The sequence below is a fragment of the uncultured Tateyamaria sp. genome (assembly GCF_947503415.1).
Classification (GTDB): Bacteria; Pseudomonadota; Alphaproteobacteria; order Rhodobacterales; family Rhodobacteraceae; genus Tateyamaria.
Window position 1 is genome coordinate 22,923 of record NZ_CANNDS010000005.1, and the last position, 15,224, is coordinate 38,146.

The window sequence follows — 15,224 nt, forward strand, 5'->3', positions numbered from 1 at the left end:
TCAGACGATCCCTATTTGACTGCCACTGCACGACAGTCAAAAATCCCAGCTTCCAAGCTTCTTTCGAAGAGTTCAGGGTTAAGTTGCCTCCTAAATCGCTTGATCGCACGTCCACACAGGTCCAATGCGTCAGTCGTGGCATCCGCTTTGGTCTCTTGTGGTCTTGATATCGCAAAAACGGACCAAGCATTTATAGCCAGTGCTACATGGCTTTCGTCTGTTACATTTTCCTGTGCTCGCTGCCAGTCACGCCAGTTGCGCTCGGGCAGCCCAACTGACCGAACTGCATTCTTGGGCAACCAGCGTGCGTAAAGTACACAATTCGACCCACTCTTCGCTTCGCAAAGCACGCGACCTAAGGTATCGGCGTCACTTTTAGTGAAGGATCTTGCGGACCAGGCTGTATATTTGCCATCGGTAGAAACGAAAAACGATCCAAAACCGCCTTCAAATTCTTTGAAGCGATTGAAATCGTTTTTTGATCTGCCTTTGAGAGCAACATCTACGTATTGCTCGACTCTACCACCAACCGCCGCCTCCACTGCACGCGTCTCTTCGCCAGCAAAGCTCATGCTAGACACCAAAAGAACCAGAGTCACAAACTGCCTCACACCAACACACTCCCCTTGGCATCAATCACGCCTTGCGTATCGGCCTCGCCCAACAGCATCTCGTTATGTGCCTTGCCCGACGGGATCATGGGGAAGCAGTTTTCGTGCTTTTCCACAAGACAATCGAACAACACCGGACCATCATGATTGATCATCTCCATGATCGCGTCGTCCAGATCATCCGGGTCAGAGCAGATGATACCCTTGGCCCCAAATGCTTCGGCCAGCTTCACAAAATCGGGCAGGCTTTCGGACCACGAATGCGAATACCGCTCGCCGTGCAACAATTCCTGCCACTGGCGCACCATACCCAACCGTTCGTTGTTCAGGATAAACTGTTTGACCGGCAGGTTGAACTGCATCGCCGTGCCCAGCTCCTGCATGTTCATCAGCCACGAGGCTTCACCAGCCACGTTGATCACCAACGCTTCCGGGTGGCCCATCTGCACGCCGATGGACGCAGGAAAACCGTAACCCATCGTGCCCAGCCCCCCGGACGTCATCCAGCGGTTCGGGTCTTCGAAGTTCAGATATTGCGCGGCCCACATCTGGTGCTGGCCCACTTCGGTACAAATGTAGCGGTCGTGATCCTTGGTCAGCGCCTCAAGCCGGGCGAGGGCGTGTTGCGGTTTGATCGTCTTGCCGGTCTGGGTGAACTTCAGGCAATCGACCGACTTCCACTCTTCGATCTTGGACCACCACTGCGCCAGCGCGGATTGGTTGGTCTTCCGTCCGCGTGACTTCCACACTTTCAGGATGTCTTCCAGCACATGGCCCACGTCGCCCACAATCGGGATATCCGCCTTGATCACCTTGTTGATCGAGGACGGGTCGATGTCGATATGCGCTTTCTTGGACTTGGGGCTGAATGCATCAATACGGCCAGTGATCCGGTCGTCAAAACGCGCGCCGATATTGATCATCAGATCGCAGTCATGCATCGCCATGTTGGCTTCATAAAGCCCATGCATGCCCAGCATGCCCATCCAATGCTTGCCGCTGGCCGGATAACTGCCCAGACCCATCAGCGTCGAGGTGATGGGAAAGCCGGTCGCATCCACCAATTCGCGCAGCAACTGGCTGGCCCCGGGGCCCGAGTTGATCACACCGCCGCCGGTATAGAAGATCGGGCGCTTGGCGGTCTCAATGGCTGCCACCAGCTCCGTAATCGCCTCCATGTCGCCCTTGACCTGCGGCTGGTAGTGCGAGGTCGAGGGTTTGAGCGTCTCATACGTGCCCGTCGCGAATTGCACATCCTTTGGGATGTCGATCAACACCGGGCCGGGACGCCCCGCGGTTGCCACATGGAATGCCTCGTGAATGACACCGGACAGCTTGTCCGTCTCCTTCACCAGCCAGTTGTGCTTGGTGCAGGGGCGGGTGATGCCAACGGTGTCGGCCTCCTGAAACGCGTCCGAGCCGATCATGAACGTGGGCACCTGGCCTGTCAGCACAACGATCGGAATGCTGTCCATCAGCGCATCCGTCAGGCCAGTCACGGCGTTCGTGGCCCCGGGGCCCGAGGTCACAAGGCACACACCCGGCTTGCCGGTGGCGCGCGCATAGCCTTCGGCGGCATGCACCGCACCCTGTTCGTGACGCACCAGAATGTGCTTGATCGAGTTCTGCTGAAAGATCTCGTCATAAATCGGTAGTACGGCGCCGCCGGGATATCCGAATACCGTGTCCACACCCTGATCGATCAGGGCTTGGACGACCATTTTCGCTCCGGTCATTTGACGTGACATGTCCGCGTTCTCCGATTTGCGGTTGCTGTTGCGCATAAAAAAACCCCCGGGTTTCGGGGGCGCATGGGTCTCGTTCTGGAGTTCCGTTACCGGCCCATGCGCGTGTCCACTCCAATGACGACTAGTTCAGTCATAAACCCTGCGGTCCTTTTTGCGTGAGCGGACCCTATGCGTCGCCCCAACAGGCGTCAACAGCAGATTTTCAGAAAAATCTGTCTCTGAGCAAGAAAAATTCGAAATTATGTTGCGTCAACGCGCGGTCAACGGAAACTTACCGCAATTTTGGGTCCGATTTTGCCAATTTCCCGGGCTCAGCGGTGCCGGTCATGGCGGCAATGTCCGTACGCGCCGTGGTGGCCAGCATCTGAATCTCTTCCGCCAGCGTTTTGAATTCCACCGCAATCACACCCAAACCACGCCCCGCATCGCCGACCCGAGCGGCTTCGACAGAGGCGTTGAGCGACACAAGGCGCACATGTTTGCCGATCTGCTCCAGACGCGTCAGGGTTTTGGCGATGGCCTTTCCCGCGGCACCGGCCTGTTCGATTTCGGCATGGCGCGTGGTGTCCAGACCGGCCCACAAGCCATCACAAAACTCGGTGACGCTCTCGAAAAAACCGCTGCGCCCGACGCGCAGGTGTTCATCCAGCGCATCTTTCAGGCGTGTGACATCTTCGGCTTCGGCGGCCAGAAGAACGGCATGGGTCAGGTCCCGCATATGAACGAAAGCCTTCACGGATTTCGGGTGTTCGGCCCCGTGCTGCCCGATCCACGAACACACCCAGTCCGGCACGATCCGTATAGGGTCGGTACCTTGCACCAAGGCGGCGGCCCGGGCGATGGCTTCATACTGTTCGCGCAAGACCTCAAGCCAGTGGGCGCGCGTGTCGGCCGGTTCAGGGCCCATCGGATTGACGCGAAACAGGTAGCTTCCGAACAGGGCAGATCGGATGGCCCGCGCACGCGTCGTCGCAATCAGATCAATCGCGGACCTGCGTTGGGCAAAGCGTTCGGCATCCGTTTCGGCGCACTTGGTCATCTGAGGCACTGTCTGCAACATGCCGCAGCTTTGTCAGGCAGGAATTGAGAAATCGTTAGTGCTGTCGCTCAAAGCGCATTTCCGGTGCCCTGCAACACGCCATGTTCCAGCGCATAGCGTGTCAGGCCCGCCGTCGACGATATGCCCAGCTTGCGCTTGATGTTCTTGCGGTGTGTCTCGACCGTGCGGACAGAGATATCAAGCGCAATGGCGACCTCCTTGTTGGACAGACCCTGCGCCAATTGCAGCAGAATGGTCTGTTCACGCCCGGTCAGCGCACCGGCGGCATCTCCGCGCTTTGGCGCAATGGCCCCTTCGGCACCCGTGCACAGATACCGCTCACCCTTCATCACGGTGTAGATAGCTGCGGCAATCTCATCGGTGGGCACGTCCTTCAACACATATCCCATGGCACCATGGCTCAGCGCGGAGGAGATATATTCAGGACTGTCATGCATCGACAGGATCAGCACACGGGTGCCGGGGCGCTTTTCCAGCACAAGCTCCGTGGCTGTCAGCCCACCCATCTCGGGCATGTTCAGATCCATCAGGATCACATCGGGATCAAGGGTGCCCAGCTGGTCGATCACCTCGCGCCCGTTGGTCAGCGTGCCGACAACGGAAATGCCGTCATGGTCCTCCAGCACCGATTGAATGCCCTGGGCAACCATGGGGTGATCATCAACGATAAGAACGCGGATCGTGTCGGTCATGCGCGCGCGCGCTCCTTGTTGGTCCTGGTCGTCTCGGGAGGCAGCAGATGTGTCAGCGGAACGGTGGCCTCGATCACGGTGCCGCCCTGATGGCCCGCGCCGGACAGAATGCGCAAGGTGCCGTCAAGCTGTTCGACCCGCTCCTGCATGTTGCGCAACCCAATGCCCGCCGACCGTCGGCTCTGCGTTTGGTCCAGCCCCACACCATCATCCGAGATGCGCAATGTGGCACCCCGCTTGTGGCCGCGCAGATCGACAGTCACGCGACCTGCAGCTGCATGGCGCTCAATATTGGTCAATGCCTCTTGGGCGATCCGGTACAGCGCGATCTTGGCGTCCTGATCCAGCCGGTTGCGGAACACCACCGTCTGGAAATCCGTCGCCACACCGGTGCGGTCGGCGAAATCCTCGACCAGCGCCTTGAGGGCAGGGCCCAGCCCCAGATCGTCCAGCGCGCCGGGGCGCAGATCGCGGCTGATGCGGCGCACCTCTGATATGGCGGTGCCCAGATGTTCGATGCCTTGGGTCAGCGGCGCCTTGGGATCGCCGTTGCCCTTGTCCAGACGCCGCCGCGCACTGTCGAGCGCATAGCGGACCCCCACTAGGATCTGGCTGATCCCGTCATGCAATTCCCGCGCCACGCGCCCGCGTTCTTCTTCTTGGGCGTCGAACACGCGTTGCGTCAGCTTTTTCAGCTTGGCATCGGCCAACCTGCGCTCGCGGATGTTCAGGGCCATGCCCGACCCAAAGACCAAAAGCAGAGCCGTCAGCGTGATGGCAGAGATATAATAGAAGGTGCGTTGCACCCGTGTTTCGACATCGGCGCGGGCGGCGGCCACGGATGTCAGAACGTCATCGATGAACACACCCGTGCCCACCGCCCAGCGCCATGACGGGAATGACGTGACATAGGTGATCATCTCCGCTTCCTGTCCACTTGATGGCTTGGGCCACAGATGGGTCAGATAGCCGTCGCCCTGCCGCGCAATCTCGATCAGGTCGGCCACAACGGGGGTGCCACGGCTGTCGGTCAGGTCCAGATGGTTGCGATTGATCATGCCGGTCTGACGTGGGCTGACCAGATTGGTGCCGTCGTAATCATAGACAAAGAAGAACCCTTCATCGCCGTAGATCATGGCGGACAGAATCTGTGCCACCTGATCCTTGGCCACCTGATCATCGGGCGCGGCAGAGCCGTATATAAAGTAGAATCCGTTGCGCGCTTGGGTGACATAGTTGCGAAGCTCGCGCTTCTTGGCCTCGATCAGCTGGGTCTCAAGCGCCTGTATCTCGCGTTCGGCCAGTGCACGGGACTGTACGGCGACAAGCACGGCAATCGCAGCCACCGCAAGGATCAGCGGGACAGCCGCAACCAGCGACAGCTTTTGCGCATAGGACAGGCGCGGGAATGGGAAACGTGTACGCACGGGCCGATTCGATACGCTGAAAGTGTTGCGAATCAAAGGGGCAGCGCCGTCTTGATCGCGCTAACAGGCTGACCAAGCCATGACAGCGTCGCGAAATTGGTGAAAATACCTGACCAAAATGCGGCAATTGCCAGCTTTCTACGCAGTACTAGGTATTTTAATCGTGGCCTTCATCGCTAGTGTGGCCGCACTCGAAACGATCCGCCTGCCCTGGGAGGGGACGGGCATCTATAATTGGGAGGAGTATCTCTATGGATCGTCGTTCTTTTCTGAAGACATCTGCACTGGGCGGTTCCGCGGTTGCGGCAACCACATTGGCCGTACCGGCCTACGCACAGGGCAAGCGCACCCTGACAATGGTCACCTCGTGGCCCCGCGGCTTCGCCGTTCTGGATGATGCGGCCAGCTATCTTGAGCAATTCGTGGGTGAAATGTCGGACGGTCAGCTGACCATCGACAAGAAAGCCCCCGGTGAGCTTGTGGGCGCGTTCGAAGTGTTTGACGCCGTGTCGTCGGGCCAGGCGGACATGTATCACTCGGCTGACTACTACTTCATCGGTCAGCACCCGGCCTATGCCTACTACACAGCCGTGCCCTTCGGCGGCACAGCGCAGGAAGTCACCAACTGGTACGAGCACGGCGGCGGCCAGGAGCTGCACGACGAGCTGGGCGAAATCTTCAACCTCAAAGGTCTGCTGGCGGGTAACTCCGGTTCGCAGTCTGGTGGTTGGTTCCGCAACGAGATTAACTCGGCCGCTGACTTCAACGGCCTGAAGTTCCGTATGCCCGGTCTGGGCGGCAAGGTGCTGGGCAAACTGGGCGCTTCCGTTCAGAACATCCCCGGTGGTGAACTCTATCAGGCGCTTTCCTCCGGTGCCCTCGACGGTCTGGAGTGGGTTGGCCCGATGGCTGACGAACGCGCGGGCTTCCAGGAAGTGGCGAAAGTCTACTACACCGCCGGTTTCCACGAGCCGGGCTCGGCTCTGGCCGCCAACGTCAACCTCGACGTATGGAACGACCTGACACCGCAGCACCAGTCGATCCTGCAAAACGCGAGCCGTGCCGTGACGCACTACCAGCTGGCCGAAACACTGGCCAACAACGGTGCCGCACTGGCCCGCCTGCAACAGCAGGGCGTCAAGACACTGCAATTCTCGGACGACGTCTGGGATGCCTTCGGTGCCGCCTCTGCCGAGGTCATGGACGAAAACATGGGCGACGAGCTGTTTGCAAAAACACGCGCCTCGTTCGAAGAAAGCCTCGCCACATCGGCCAGCTGGATCAACAAATCCGACGGCTACTACGTGCAACAGCGCGTGCGCGTGCTGGGCGGCTAAGCCGACACCTGAAACGACACCCAAGGGCCCCGATCACCGGGGCCCTTGGACCACGTGAGGAACTGAGGCGATCACGGACCAGCAAACGGTCAGGTCGCAGGGGGCACATCCATGGAAAACGAAAACGGCGTCGAAGCCGGTGGCACCTTTGCAGCGCTGATAGATGGCGTTCTGTGGTTCTTTCAGAGCCTTGCGCTGGCCTTTTACAACATCGCCTACGCGATCACGCACCCCGCGTCCTGGCTGGACTGGGTGACATGGGCCGGAACGCCCGAGGACAAACTGTCGCTCATGAAATTTGTATATTACGGCGGGTCGACGCAGTTTTTCTTTGCTGTCCTCGCCGTGATCCTTGTCGTCACCGCCGTGGGCTTGTGGAAACGCGAGTTCATGTGGGGCTGCGTGCGGGTGATGGAAGGCATCGCCAACACGGTTGGCCGCTTCGCAGCATGGGCAGGTCTCCTGATGGTGCTGCAACAGATTGTCATCGTGTTCATGCAACGGATCTTTACCCGGCCCGACATCTCCATCGGCTTCGGCATCCCGCTGCAATTCGACATCTCGTGGTTCGCGGAAGAGCTCAAGCTCTACAACGCCCTCGTGGTCTGCCTGTGCGTGACCTACACGTTTGTGCAGGGCGGGCATGTGCGGGTCGACCTGATCTATTCGGCGGTCAAATTCCGCACCAAGCGGGTGATCGACATGTTCGGCTCGCTTCTGTTCATGGTGCCCTCGGCCACGCTGATCTGGATGTACGGCTGGTACTTCCTGTGGCGGCACCTCGTGACACCAAAACCGGCAGCCAGCTGGGACATCGAGCGGGCCGAACGGTCGGCGCGCGCGGTGCGCTGGAATGTCGAAACCATCGGGTTCAGCCCCAATGGCTTCAACGGCTACTTCCTGTTCAAAATCCTGCTGGTGGCCTTTGCCGGGCTCGTGTTCCTGCACGCCATCGCGTTCTTCTACCGCTCGTATCTCGAATGGAAAGAGGGCGAGGAAAGCGAAGGCAAATACCTTGACCGCGACACGCTGGGCGAGGGCGAAGAAGCCTACGAGGGGACGCACTGATGACCACGCGCACCCACACCATGAATACGCGTGCCCGCCACGCAGCAGAACTGAAGTAAGGGCAGAACAATGTTGTTTGGACTTGATGGCGTCGAAGTTGGCCTGATCATCGTCTTTGTCTGCCTCTTCGGCGGCATCCTCTCCGGCTTTCCGGTGGCGTTCGCCATCGCGGGGGCAGGGGTCATCTCCTTCGGGATCATCGCGTCGCTCGACAGTGCGGGGCTGCTGATCCACCAGGCCATCGACGAAAGCGCGCAGGCGTATCGCGATCTGGTCAATTCGGGGGTCAAACCCGACACGATCAGCGTCTTCCGGTACCCCGACTTGCCGCGCATTGGCGAGCCGGTCTTCCCACAGGGGTGGGAAGTGGCGCTGGACAGGAACGTGTCCTTTGTCGTGAACCGCATGAACGAACGGGTTCTGGCCGGTCAATCGATTGAGACACTGCTGGCGGTTCTGATGTTCGTCCTGATGGGCATCACGCTGGAACGGTCCAAGATCGCCAACGACCTTCTGACCACCATGGCGCGCGTTTTTGGCCCGCTGCCCGGCGGTCTGGCGGTGTCGATTGTGGTTGTGGGCGCGTTCCTCGCGGCCTCCACGGGCATCGTGGGCGCAACAGTCGTGACAATGGGCCTGCTGGCCCTACCCACCATGCTGCGCAACAATTACTCGCCCGAGATCGCCACAGGCGTGATTGCGGCCTCCGGCACGCTGGGGCAGATCATTCCGCCCTCCATCGTGATCGTTCTGCTGGGCACGCTCGCGGGCGACCTCTATTCCGCCGCACAGGAAGCGCGGGCGCAGACCGCCGGTTGCACAGACGCGCTGACATATCTGGGCGAGCCTGCGGTTCTGTCCGTGGGCACGCTCTTTCAGGCCGCCTTGCTGCCGGGGATCATGCTGGCGCTGCTCTATGCGCTCTACGCCTTCGGCTACGCGCTCCTGAACCCGGAAAAAGCGCCTGCCGTGGAAATGGGGGCAACCAATGCCGAACCCATTACGCGCGGCGAAGCGTTCACATGGTTCCTCGGCGCGCCCGTCCTGATCGTTGTGGGGACCATCCTTCTGGGCAACCTCAATATCGTGGGCAGCCAATCGACGACCGTATCGTCCTTCTCGGATGTCGGTGCATCGGCCAGCCTGCGCACGAATGTGGGCCCCGATTGTCAGGCCTCCATGATCGAACTGCACGGGCAAGAGGCATGGGATACCGCCGTTGCCCAACAGGTCGAGATCGAAGCCGCCGGTGTGTCCACACAAAGCGAAGCGCTGAGCGAAGAACAGATCGCCACCAATATCCAGGCCAAGGTGGATGGTGCAGCACCGATCGGGACTGGCACAGCCATCCTGCTGATCCTGCTGGGGCTGATCCTGACAACAGCAAGGGGCATCGCGCCCAGCCGCGAAAGCCAGCCGCTCATCATTGGGGGCATCGGTGTCGTGCTGGCGCTCTTGGCCGACATCGTGCTGATCGGGCCGCTCAACAGCGCAGGCTACTACGTGTTCGTGATGCTCATCCCCTTCGCGCTGATCCTCTACGGCGTGATCGAGGGCGTGAAGCGCTGTGCGAAGAACGAACTGGTTCGGGTGGTGTTCCCGCCGCTGATTCTGATCGTGGCGGTGCTTGGATCGATCCTTGGCGGCATCACCAACCCCACACCCGCCGCAGCACTCGGGGCAGGGGGCGCGATCATGCTGGCCGCCTACCGCAAGCTGACGGACCTTGACCGCAGCCCAAAGGTGATCATCTGGTCCACGCTGGCGATCATCGTCTGCATCCTTGTGGGTGTGAACTTTGATCTGCGCATCAACCAAAGCGGCGTGTCCGCGCAAAGCTGGTTTGCTTTCTTCGTGGCCTACGGCGCCTACCTCTACGCCCTGTTCGGTCTGCTGTTCTCGTGCTGGATCCTCTACACCTCCGGCGTACTCAGCCCCGTTGTGCGGGAAACGGCCAAGGTCACATCGATGGTCTTCACCATCCTGATCGGCTCGCAGCTTTTGAACCTCGTGGTCATCTCCTTCGGGGGCGAGCACTATATCCAGCAGTTCCTCAAGTCCTTCGACAACGAATTCACGGTCTTCCTGATCGTGATGCTAGTGCTGTTCGTGCTAGGCTTCGTGCTCGATTTCCTCGAAATTATCTACATCGTGATCCCGATCGTGGGGCCCGTGATCTACGGCGGCACGTTCGATCCCAAATGGGTGACGATCATGATCGCGGTGAACCTGCAGACCTCGTTCCTGACACCGCCCTTTGGCTTCGCGCTCTTCTATTTACGGGGGGTCGCACCGAAGGAGGTCACAACCGGGCACATCTATCGCGGCATCATCCCGTTTGTGCTGATCCAGGTGGCGGGGCTCGCACTCTTGTGGACCTTCCCGGGCATCGTGACGATCATCCCGGATCTGATCCCGAACTGATCCGGTCCGGGTGCAAAGACAAAGGCGGCACTCCGGTGCCGCCTTTTTGGGTTCTGGGTCCCGCTGACGGCTCCTTTGGCCAAGAGCGCTGTGATTGGTCGGAGTTCCAAAGTGAAGGATGCTGCGCGCCTTGCAAATGTCTGTTCGGCGGCAATCGTGTAGTTGAGCTGACCTATGCACGAGGCAGGAAAGTTCGCGAATGTCGGTTTTGCGTACGACCTAAGTTACGATGACTTGGATTGGGTCCAATGGTATCATTCGGCTGAGGAGACACTCGATATGCGACGACTGACACGAATACTTGCTGCGGTATTTCTGGCAGGTGCAGCCCACGCGGAACCGCCTGCCACTGTCGAAGACGAGCTTGGTATTCTCAACCCCCAAGACACTGGCCGCGAAATGTTGGCACGCAAGATTGAGATGGGAGTCATAGATTCCGTTACCTGCTCTTTGGGGATTAACGCCACTAAGTATGACGATCCCGAACTTTCGAAAAAGCTGGCCAGACGATGTGCTGATGCCGGTTATACCAAGGCAATGACTTGGATGAGCCAGCTCGAAAACAATGGCTTGGGCGGTGAGTACAACCCCGACGCGTCTGCCGAATGGGACCGGCGCGCTGCCGAAGCGGGCGACCCGGCGGGGCGTTTCAACCACGGCATGAACTTGATGCGCGGCCATGGTATCGCCAAGAATGAAGCCCTGGGACGCCGTTTTGTCGATCAGGCAGCAGAAGAAGGTCTGGAAATTGCAAAACGCCTTCAAGGGGCTGATTACGATCTGGAAGAAGTTACGCCTGACGCCGACAACTGGAAGTACGCACCGCTCTTTTAGATCGTCAGAGATGCGCGTGAACCGCCAACGGCAATGCGCGGTCGGCTGGCCCCGTGCGTCCAAGATGGCGATGCTGGCAGGTACACTTCCAAGGGGGCGATCTCGGCCCAATACTTGGCAACAGTGCACATTCCTGCGTCTCAATCTCTGAAGCGGCCCTTGGCGCGGCTCATGCGATGGCGGCTTTTTCCCACAGAGCAGCCGATGGTTGATGGTGCAGCTAAGGTCCAGAGAGCCCTTACGTACCGAATAGCCACTACTCGATTTGGTCAGCGCACGCTTCCGCCAACCATACGTTGGTCGAAACTCCAACTTCGCCGTCAATACTGCTGAGCTGAACTAATATCTCGGTCCCATCATCCACTTCAAAACGCGCATCGACATTCGAAATGCGCCTGACACCAGACCGAAAAGTTATGACGTTTGTATCAGGGAGGCCTTTATCGCGTTGGACTTGCTGAACCAGTTTCGTAAATTCATCTATGCCGCCATCAAATTGCCGCCTGACCGCTAAGACCCGATTTTTACAAATGTAAAGATCGGCATCGACCCCGTCGATCACCCAAATCCTTTGCAATTCTTCCGGCAGTGGGCGAAGAGTCCACCCGTTCGAATACGCATGGATGCGCGCCTGTTCCAGAGTACCACCAATTTCAAAGCCCAAATGCAAATCTTCTGCGCTCAACATCGCGGGGGACACGAACGATAAACTGAGTGCCGAGAGAGCTGCTGGTCCAATCCGCATGGAGTGAATTTCTTCTGAAGCCGAAAGTCAGCAACTTCTTAAGCCGAGAACCAAACGGCGGCAATGTCCGCAAAGCGGGGGAGTGCCTGCGGCCATCAGGCCTATCCGCCTGACAACGGGGCACGCGCATCTCACCCATGCTCAACCGCCCTGACGCCGCGCCAAGCGTTGACCGCATCTCCCCTGTCTGTCATGCAAAGAGGCTGAATGCGCCGCCCTTTGGCGCGTCATCACGGGGACATGGATGAAGGTCATCATCTGCGGGGCAGGCCAGGTGGGGTGGCAAATTGCGCGCCATCTTTCGGGCGAGCGCAACGATGTCACGGTGGTCGACAGTGACCCCGATCTGGTGCGCCGCGCCACCGATACGCTGGATGTGCAGGGGGTTGCGGGCTTTGCCAGCTATCCGGATGTGCTGGACCGTGCGGGTGCGCGCGATGCCGATATGGTCATTGCTGCGACCCATTCGGACGAGGTGAACATGGTCACTTGTCAGGTTGCGCATTCGGTCTTTGGCATCAACCGCAAGATCGCGCGGTTGCGCAGCCAGTCCTATCTGACGGCCATCTATTCGGATTTGTACCGCCGGGATCACATGCCCATCGATGTTGTAATTTCGCCGGAGCGGGAGGTGGCGGCGGCGGCGTTGCAACGCCTCAGCGCGCCTGCGGCCTTTGACACCGAGCTATTCATTGACGGGCAGGCGCAGCTTTTGGGCATTGCGTTGGATGCCGATTGTCCGGTGTTGAATACGCCTTTGCGCCAGTTGACCGATCTCTTTTCGACCTTGCGTGTGGTGGTTGTGGGGGTGCGGCGTGAGGGGACGCTCTTTGCGCCTGAGGCGTCGGATCAGCTGTTCGAGGGGGACGAGGCCTATGTCTTTTCCCATGTCGATGATGTGCCGCGCACCATGGAGGTGTTTGGCAAGACCATGCGCAAGCAGGAGCGTGTGGTCCTGGTGGGGGGCGGCAATGTCGGTCTGACAGTGGCCCGCGCGTTGGAGAAACGGGCGAGCCGTGTGCGCGCCAAGGTGATCGAGCGCAACCGTCGCTGTGCTGAACTGGCGGCCGAGACGCTGGAGCGGACTATCGTGCTGAACGGGGACGGGCTGGATGTGAACCTGCTGGCCGAGGCGGGGGTGAGCCGGGCCGATGCCATGCTGGCCGTCACTGACGACGACAAGACCAATATGCTGGCCGCTGTGCGCGCCAAGGCCGAGGGCTGTCCCTATGCCATTGCTTTGATCAACGACCCCACGCTGGTGCCGATGATGGGACCTTTGGGCATTGACGCCTATATCAATCCGCGGGCGACCACGGTGTCGTCCATTCTGCGCCATATCCGGCATGGCCGTGTGCGTGCGGTTTACTCCATCGGGGATGCGGATGCGGAGGTGATCGAGGCAGAGGTTCTGTCCACCTCGCCCATGGCGGGCAAGCGCATCAACGAGATTGATTTTCCCGAAGGGGTGCTGATTGGTGCCATCCGCAAGGGCGACAAGGTCAGCCGCCCCGTGGGCAAGACCCGCATCGACGAGGGCGACGTGATTGCCATCTTTGCCCTGGCCACCGACGTGCCGGAAGTGGAGCGCCTGATGCAGGTGTCCATCGACTTTTTCTGATGCAGGGGCGTGCCCAAAAGCGGCAACCGTTCTGGGCGTCTGTTCTGCGTCTGCCGCTGTTTTTGCTGCTGATCGGTGTGTTTTCGGCGGCCATGCTGGTGCCTGCCATCTATGGCGGTGTGGTCCGTGATCTGGTCGCTGCGCGGGCGTTTCTTTATTCGGGCGTGCTGGGGCTGGTGGTCTTTGCCCTTGTAGGGCTGGCCCATGCCGGGCGTGATCCGCGCCATGGCACGTTGGGCCCGCTTTTGTCGCTGTTGAGCGCGTTCATGCTGCTGCCGGTGATCCTGGCCGTGCCGTTTTACGAGGGGCTGCGGACCACCACGTTCCTCAACGCCTATGTCGAGATGGTGAGTGCGATCACCACAACAGGGGCCACGATGTTTGACGATCCCGGGCGTTTGAACGGGACGCTGCATCTGTGGCGGTCCATTGTGGGCTGGTTGGGAGGGCTGCTGATGTGGGTGGCCGCGTCGGCCATTCTGGCGCCCTTGAACCTTGGCGGGTTCGAGGTCACGGCGCGGGCCGAGCCGGGGCGCAGTTCCAGCCGCGATATCGGGATGTCGGGTGCCGAGGTGCGTGTACGCCTTGCCAAGATGTCATCGGTTCTAATCCCGATCTATGCCGGGCTGACCCTTCTGTTGTGGGTATTGCTTGCCGTGGGCGGGGACGAGGGGCTGGTGGCGATCTGTCATGCGATGGCGATCATGGCCACCTCTGGCATCTCGCCCGTGGGCGGTATGACGGGGGGCGGGTCCGGTATGGCGGGCGAGGTTGTCATGCTGCTGTTCATGCTGTTTGCCCTGTCGCGCCTGACCTTTTCGACCGACACCACAACCGCTGATGCGGGCGGGCTGAGCCAGGACCCCGAGTTCCGCATCGGCGTTGCAGTTGTCGTCGCGGTGCCCGTCTTTCTGTTCCTGCGCCACTTTCTGGGGGCCTTCGATGTCTCGGCCGAAAGCGATCTGGTGGATGCGGGCCGGGCGATGTGGGGCAGTGTGTTCACGGTCCTGTCGTTCCTGACGACCACCGGGTTTGCATCGGCCCATTGGGTGGATGCGCAAGCGTGGTCCGGGCTTGAGACGCCGGGGCTGTTGCTGATGGGCCTTGCGCTGATCGGCGGCGGGGTGGCGACGACCGCCGGAGGGGTCAAGCTGCTGCGGGTTTTTGCACTTTATCGCAACGGTGTGCGCGAGATGGAGCGGCTGGTGCATCCGTCATCCGTCAGCAGTGCCGGGCACCGGGCGCGGCGGCTGCAAAAGGACGGGGCATTCATCGCGTGGATCTTCTTTATGCTGTTCGCGCTGACGCTGGCGCTGATCACCATTTTGCTGACCCTGACGGGTGAGCCGTTCGATACGGCATTGGTGCTTGCGGTTTCGGGGCTGTCGACCACTGGGCCGCTTGTGAACGTGGCAACCGATGCGCCGATCGAGCTGATTGAACTGAACCATAGCGCGAAGGCAATCTTTACCGCGGCGATGGTGCTGGGCCGCCTGGAAACGCTGGCCATCATCGCGCTTTTCACCCCCGATTTGTGGCGCGGGTAGGCGGGGCTTCGCGGTAGGTCCGTAACGGACTGTTTTTTGGGCTGGAATCTTCGCACACCCCACGACATACTCCCGCCGGAGGGACGGTCTGATCCGCAGGCCAAAGCAAG

General features: G+C 60.0%; 12 protein-coding genes. 6 read left to right on the forward strand and 6 right to left on the reverse strand.

Translation table 11 applies throughout. The annotated features are described in order from the left end of the window. Positions 1 to 11: 11 nt before the first annotated feature. The 5 genes from Q1A32_RS21040 to Q1A32_RS21060 all read right to left on the reverse strand — a co-directional run bounded on the left by Q1A32_RS21040 (position 12) and on the right by Q1A32_RS21060 (position 5,538). On the reverse strand, positions 12 to 572 hold the full coding sequence (locus Q1A32_RS21040; protein ID WP_299657711.1) for a hypothetical protein: 561 nt from the start codon (positions 570 to 572) through the stop codon (positions 12 to 14). A gap of 35 nt (positions 573 to 607) precedes the next feature. Next, complete coding sequence (locus tag Q1A32_RS21045; protein ID WP_299657713.1) at positions 608 to 2,359, reverse strand: acetolactate synthase 3 large subunit; 1,752 nt, start codon at positions 2,357 to 2,359, stop codon at positions 608 to 610. Positions 2,360 to 2,630: 271 nt separating this feature from the next. Continuing rightward, entirely contained in the window at positions 2,631 to 3,398 is a 768-nt protein-coding gene (locus Q1A32_RS21050; protein WP_299657715.1) for a methyl-accepting chemotaxis protein, read from the reverse strand. Positions 3,399 to 3,466: 68 nt separating this feature from the next. Then, entirely contained in the window at positions 3,467 to 4,111 is a 645-nt protein-coding gene (locus Q1A32_RS21055; protein ID WP_299657717.1) for a response regulator transcription factor, read from the reverse strand. Further along, a complete protein-coding gene (locus Q1A32_RS21060; protein ID WP_299657719.1) occupies positions 4,108 to 5,538 on the reverse strand; it encodes a cache domain-containing protein in 1,431 nt (476 codons plus the stop codon). The genes Q1A32_RS21055 and Q1A32_RS21060 overlap by 4 nt, the downstream gene beginning before the upstream one ends. Positions 5,539 to 5,789: 251 nt before the next feature. On the opposite strand from Q1A32_RS21060, the gene Q1A32_RS21065 reads away from it, so the two are divergent. The 4 genes from Q1A32_RS21065 (at position 5,790) to Q1A32_RS21080 (ending at position 11,201) form a co-directional block, all read left to right on the forward strand. After that, on the forward strand, positions 5,790 to 6,875 hold the full coding sequence (locus tag Q1A32_RS21065) for a TRAP transporter substrate-binding protein (protein ID WP_299657721.1): 1,086 nt from the start codon (positions 5,790 to 5,792) through the stop codon (positions 6,873 to 6,875). 111 nt (positions 6,876 to 6,986) lie between these two features. After that, on the forward strand, positions 6,987 to 7,943 hold the full coding sequence (locus Q1A32_RS21070) for a TRAP transporter small permease subunit (RefSeq protein WP_299614363.1): 957 nt from the start codon (positions 6,987 to 6,989) through the stop codon (positions 7,941 to 7,943). 69 nt (positions 7,944 to 8,012) lie between these two features. Then, the gene (locus Q1A32_RS21075) at positions 8,013 to 10,367 is read left to right on the forward strand and encodes a TRAP transporter large permease subunit (RefSeq protein WP_299657723.1); all 2,355 of its coding nucleotides are present in this window, start codon (positions 8,013 to 8,015) and stop codon (positions 10,365 to 10,367) included. 279 nt (positions 10,368 to 10,646) lie between these two features. Continuing rightward, complete coding sequence (locus tag Q1A32_RS21080) at positions 10,647 to 11,201, forward strand: tetratricopeptide repeat protein (RefSeq protein ID WP_299657725.1); 555 nt, start codon at positions 10,647 to 10,649, stop codon at positions 11,199 to 11,201. 256 nt (positions 11,202 to 11,457) lie between these two features. On the opposite strand, the gene Q1A32_RS21085 is transcribed toward Q1A32_RS21080, so the two are convergent. After that, on the reverse strand, positions 11,458 to 11,946 hold the full coding sequence (locus Q1A32_RS21085; RefSeq protein WP_299657727.1) for a hypothetical protein: 489 nt from the start codon (positions 11,944 to 11,946) through the stop codon (positions 11,458 to 11,460). Positions 11,947 to 12,190: 244 nt separating this feature from the next. Between Q1A32_RS21085 and trkA the strand changes: the two genes are divergently transcribed. Both trkA and Q1A32_RS21095 read left to right on the forward strand, forming a co-directional pair. Continuing rightward, the gene (gene trkA / locus Q1A32_RS21090) at positions 12,191 to 13,567 is read left to right on the forward strand and encodes a Trk system potassium transporter TrkA (protein WP_299612448.1); all 1,377 of its coding nucleotides are present in this window, start codon (positions 12,191 to 12,193) and stop codon (positions 13,565 to 13,567) included. Beyond that, complete coding sequence (locus Q1A32_RS21095; protein ID WP_299657729.1) at positions 13,567 to 15,114, forward strand: TrkH family potassium uptake protein; 1,548 nt, start codon at positions 13,567 to 13,569, stop codon at positions 15,112 to 15,114. Before trkA ends, Q1A32_RS21095 begins: the two co-directional genes overlap by 1 nt. Positions 15,115 to 15,224: the final 110 nt, after the last annotated feature.

What these genes read in the sequence shown, in the direction of transcription:
- trkA (WP_299612448.1), top strand. Translation starts at nt 12,191, where the DNA reads ATGAAGGTCATCATCTGCGGGGCAGGCCAGGTGGGGTGGCAAATTGCG.
- Q1A32_RS21070 (WP_299614363.1), top strand. Translation starts at nt 6,987, where the DNA reads ATGGAAAACGAAAACGGCGTCGAAGCCGGTGGCACCTTTGCAGCGCTG.
- Q1A32_RS21080 (WP_299657725.1), top strand. Translation starts at nt 10,647, where the DNA reads ATGCGACGACTGACACGAATACTTGCTGCGGTATTTCTGGCAGGTGCA.
- Q1A32_RS21040 (WP_299657711.1), bottom strand. Translation starts at nt 572, where the DNA reads ATGAGCTTTGCTGGCGAAGAGACGCGTGCAGTGGAGGCGGCGGTTGGT.
- Q1A32_RS21065 (WP_299657721.1), top strand. Translation starts at nt 5,790, where the DNA reads ATGGATCGTCGTTCTTTTCTGAAGACATCTGCACTGGGCGGTTCCGCG.
- Q1A32_RS21075 (WP_299657723.1), top strand. Translation starts at nt 8,013, where the DNA reads ATGTTGTTTGGACTTGATGGCGTCGAAGTTGGCCTGATCATCGTCTTT.
- Q1A32_RS21050 (WP_299657715.1), bottom strand. Translation starts at nt 3,398, where the DNA reads ATGACCAAGTGCGCCGAAACGGATGCCGAACGCTTTGCCCAACGCAGG.
- Q1A32_RS21095 (WP_299657729.1), top strand. Translation starts at nt 13,567, where the DNA reads ATGCAGGGGCGTGCCCAAAAGCGGCAACCGTTCTGGGCGTCTGTTCTG.
- Q1A32_RS21045 (WP_299657713.1), bottom strand. Translation starts at nt 2,359, where the DNA reads ATGTCACGTCAAATGACCGGAGCGAAAATGGTCGTCCAAGCCCTGATC.
- Q1A32_RS21055 (WP_299657717.1), bottom strand. Translation starts at nt 4,111, where the DNA reads ATGACCGACACGATCCGCGTTCTTATCGTTGATGATCACCCCATGGTT.
- Q1A32_RS21085 (WP_299657727.1), bottom strand. Translation starts at nt 11,946, where the DNA reads ATGCGGATTGGACCAGCAGCTCTCTCGGCACTCAGTTTATCGTTCGTG.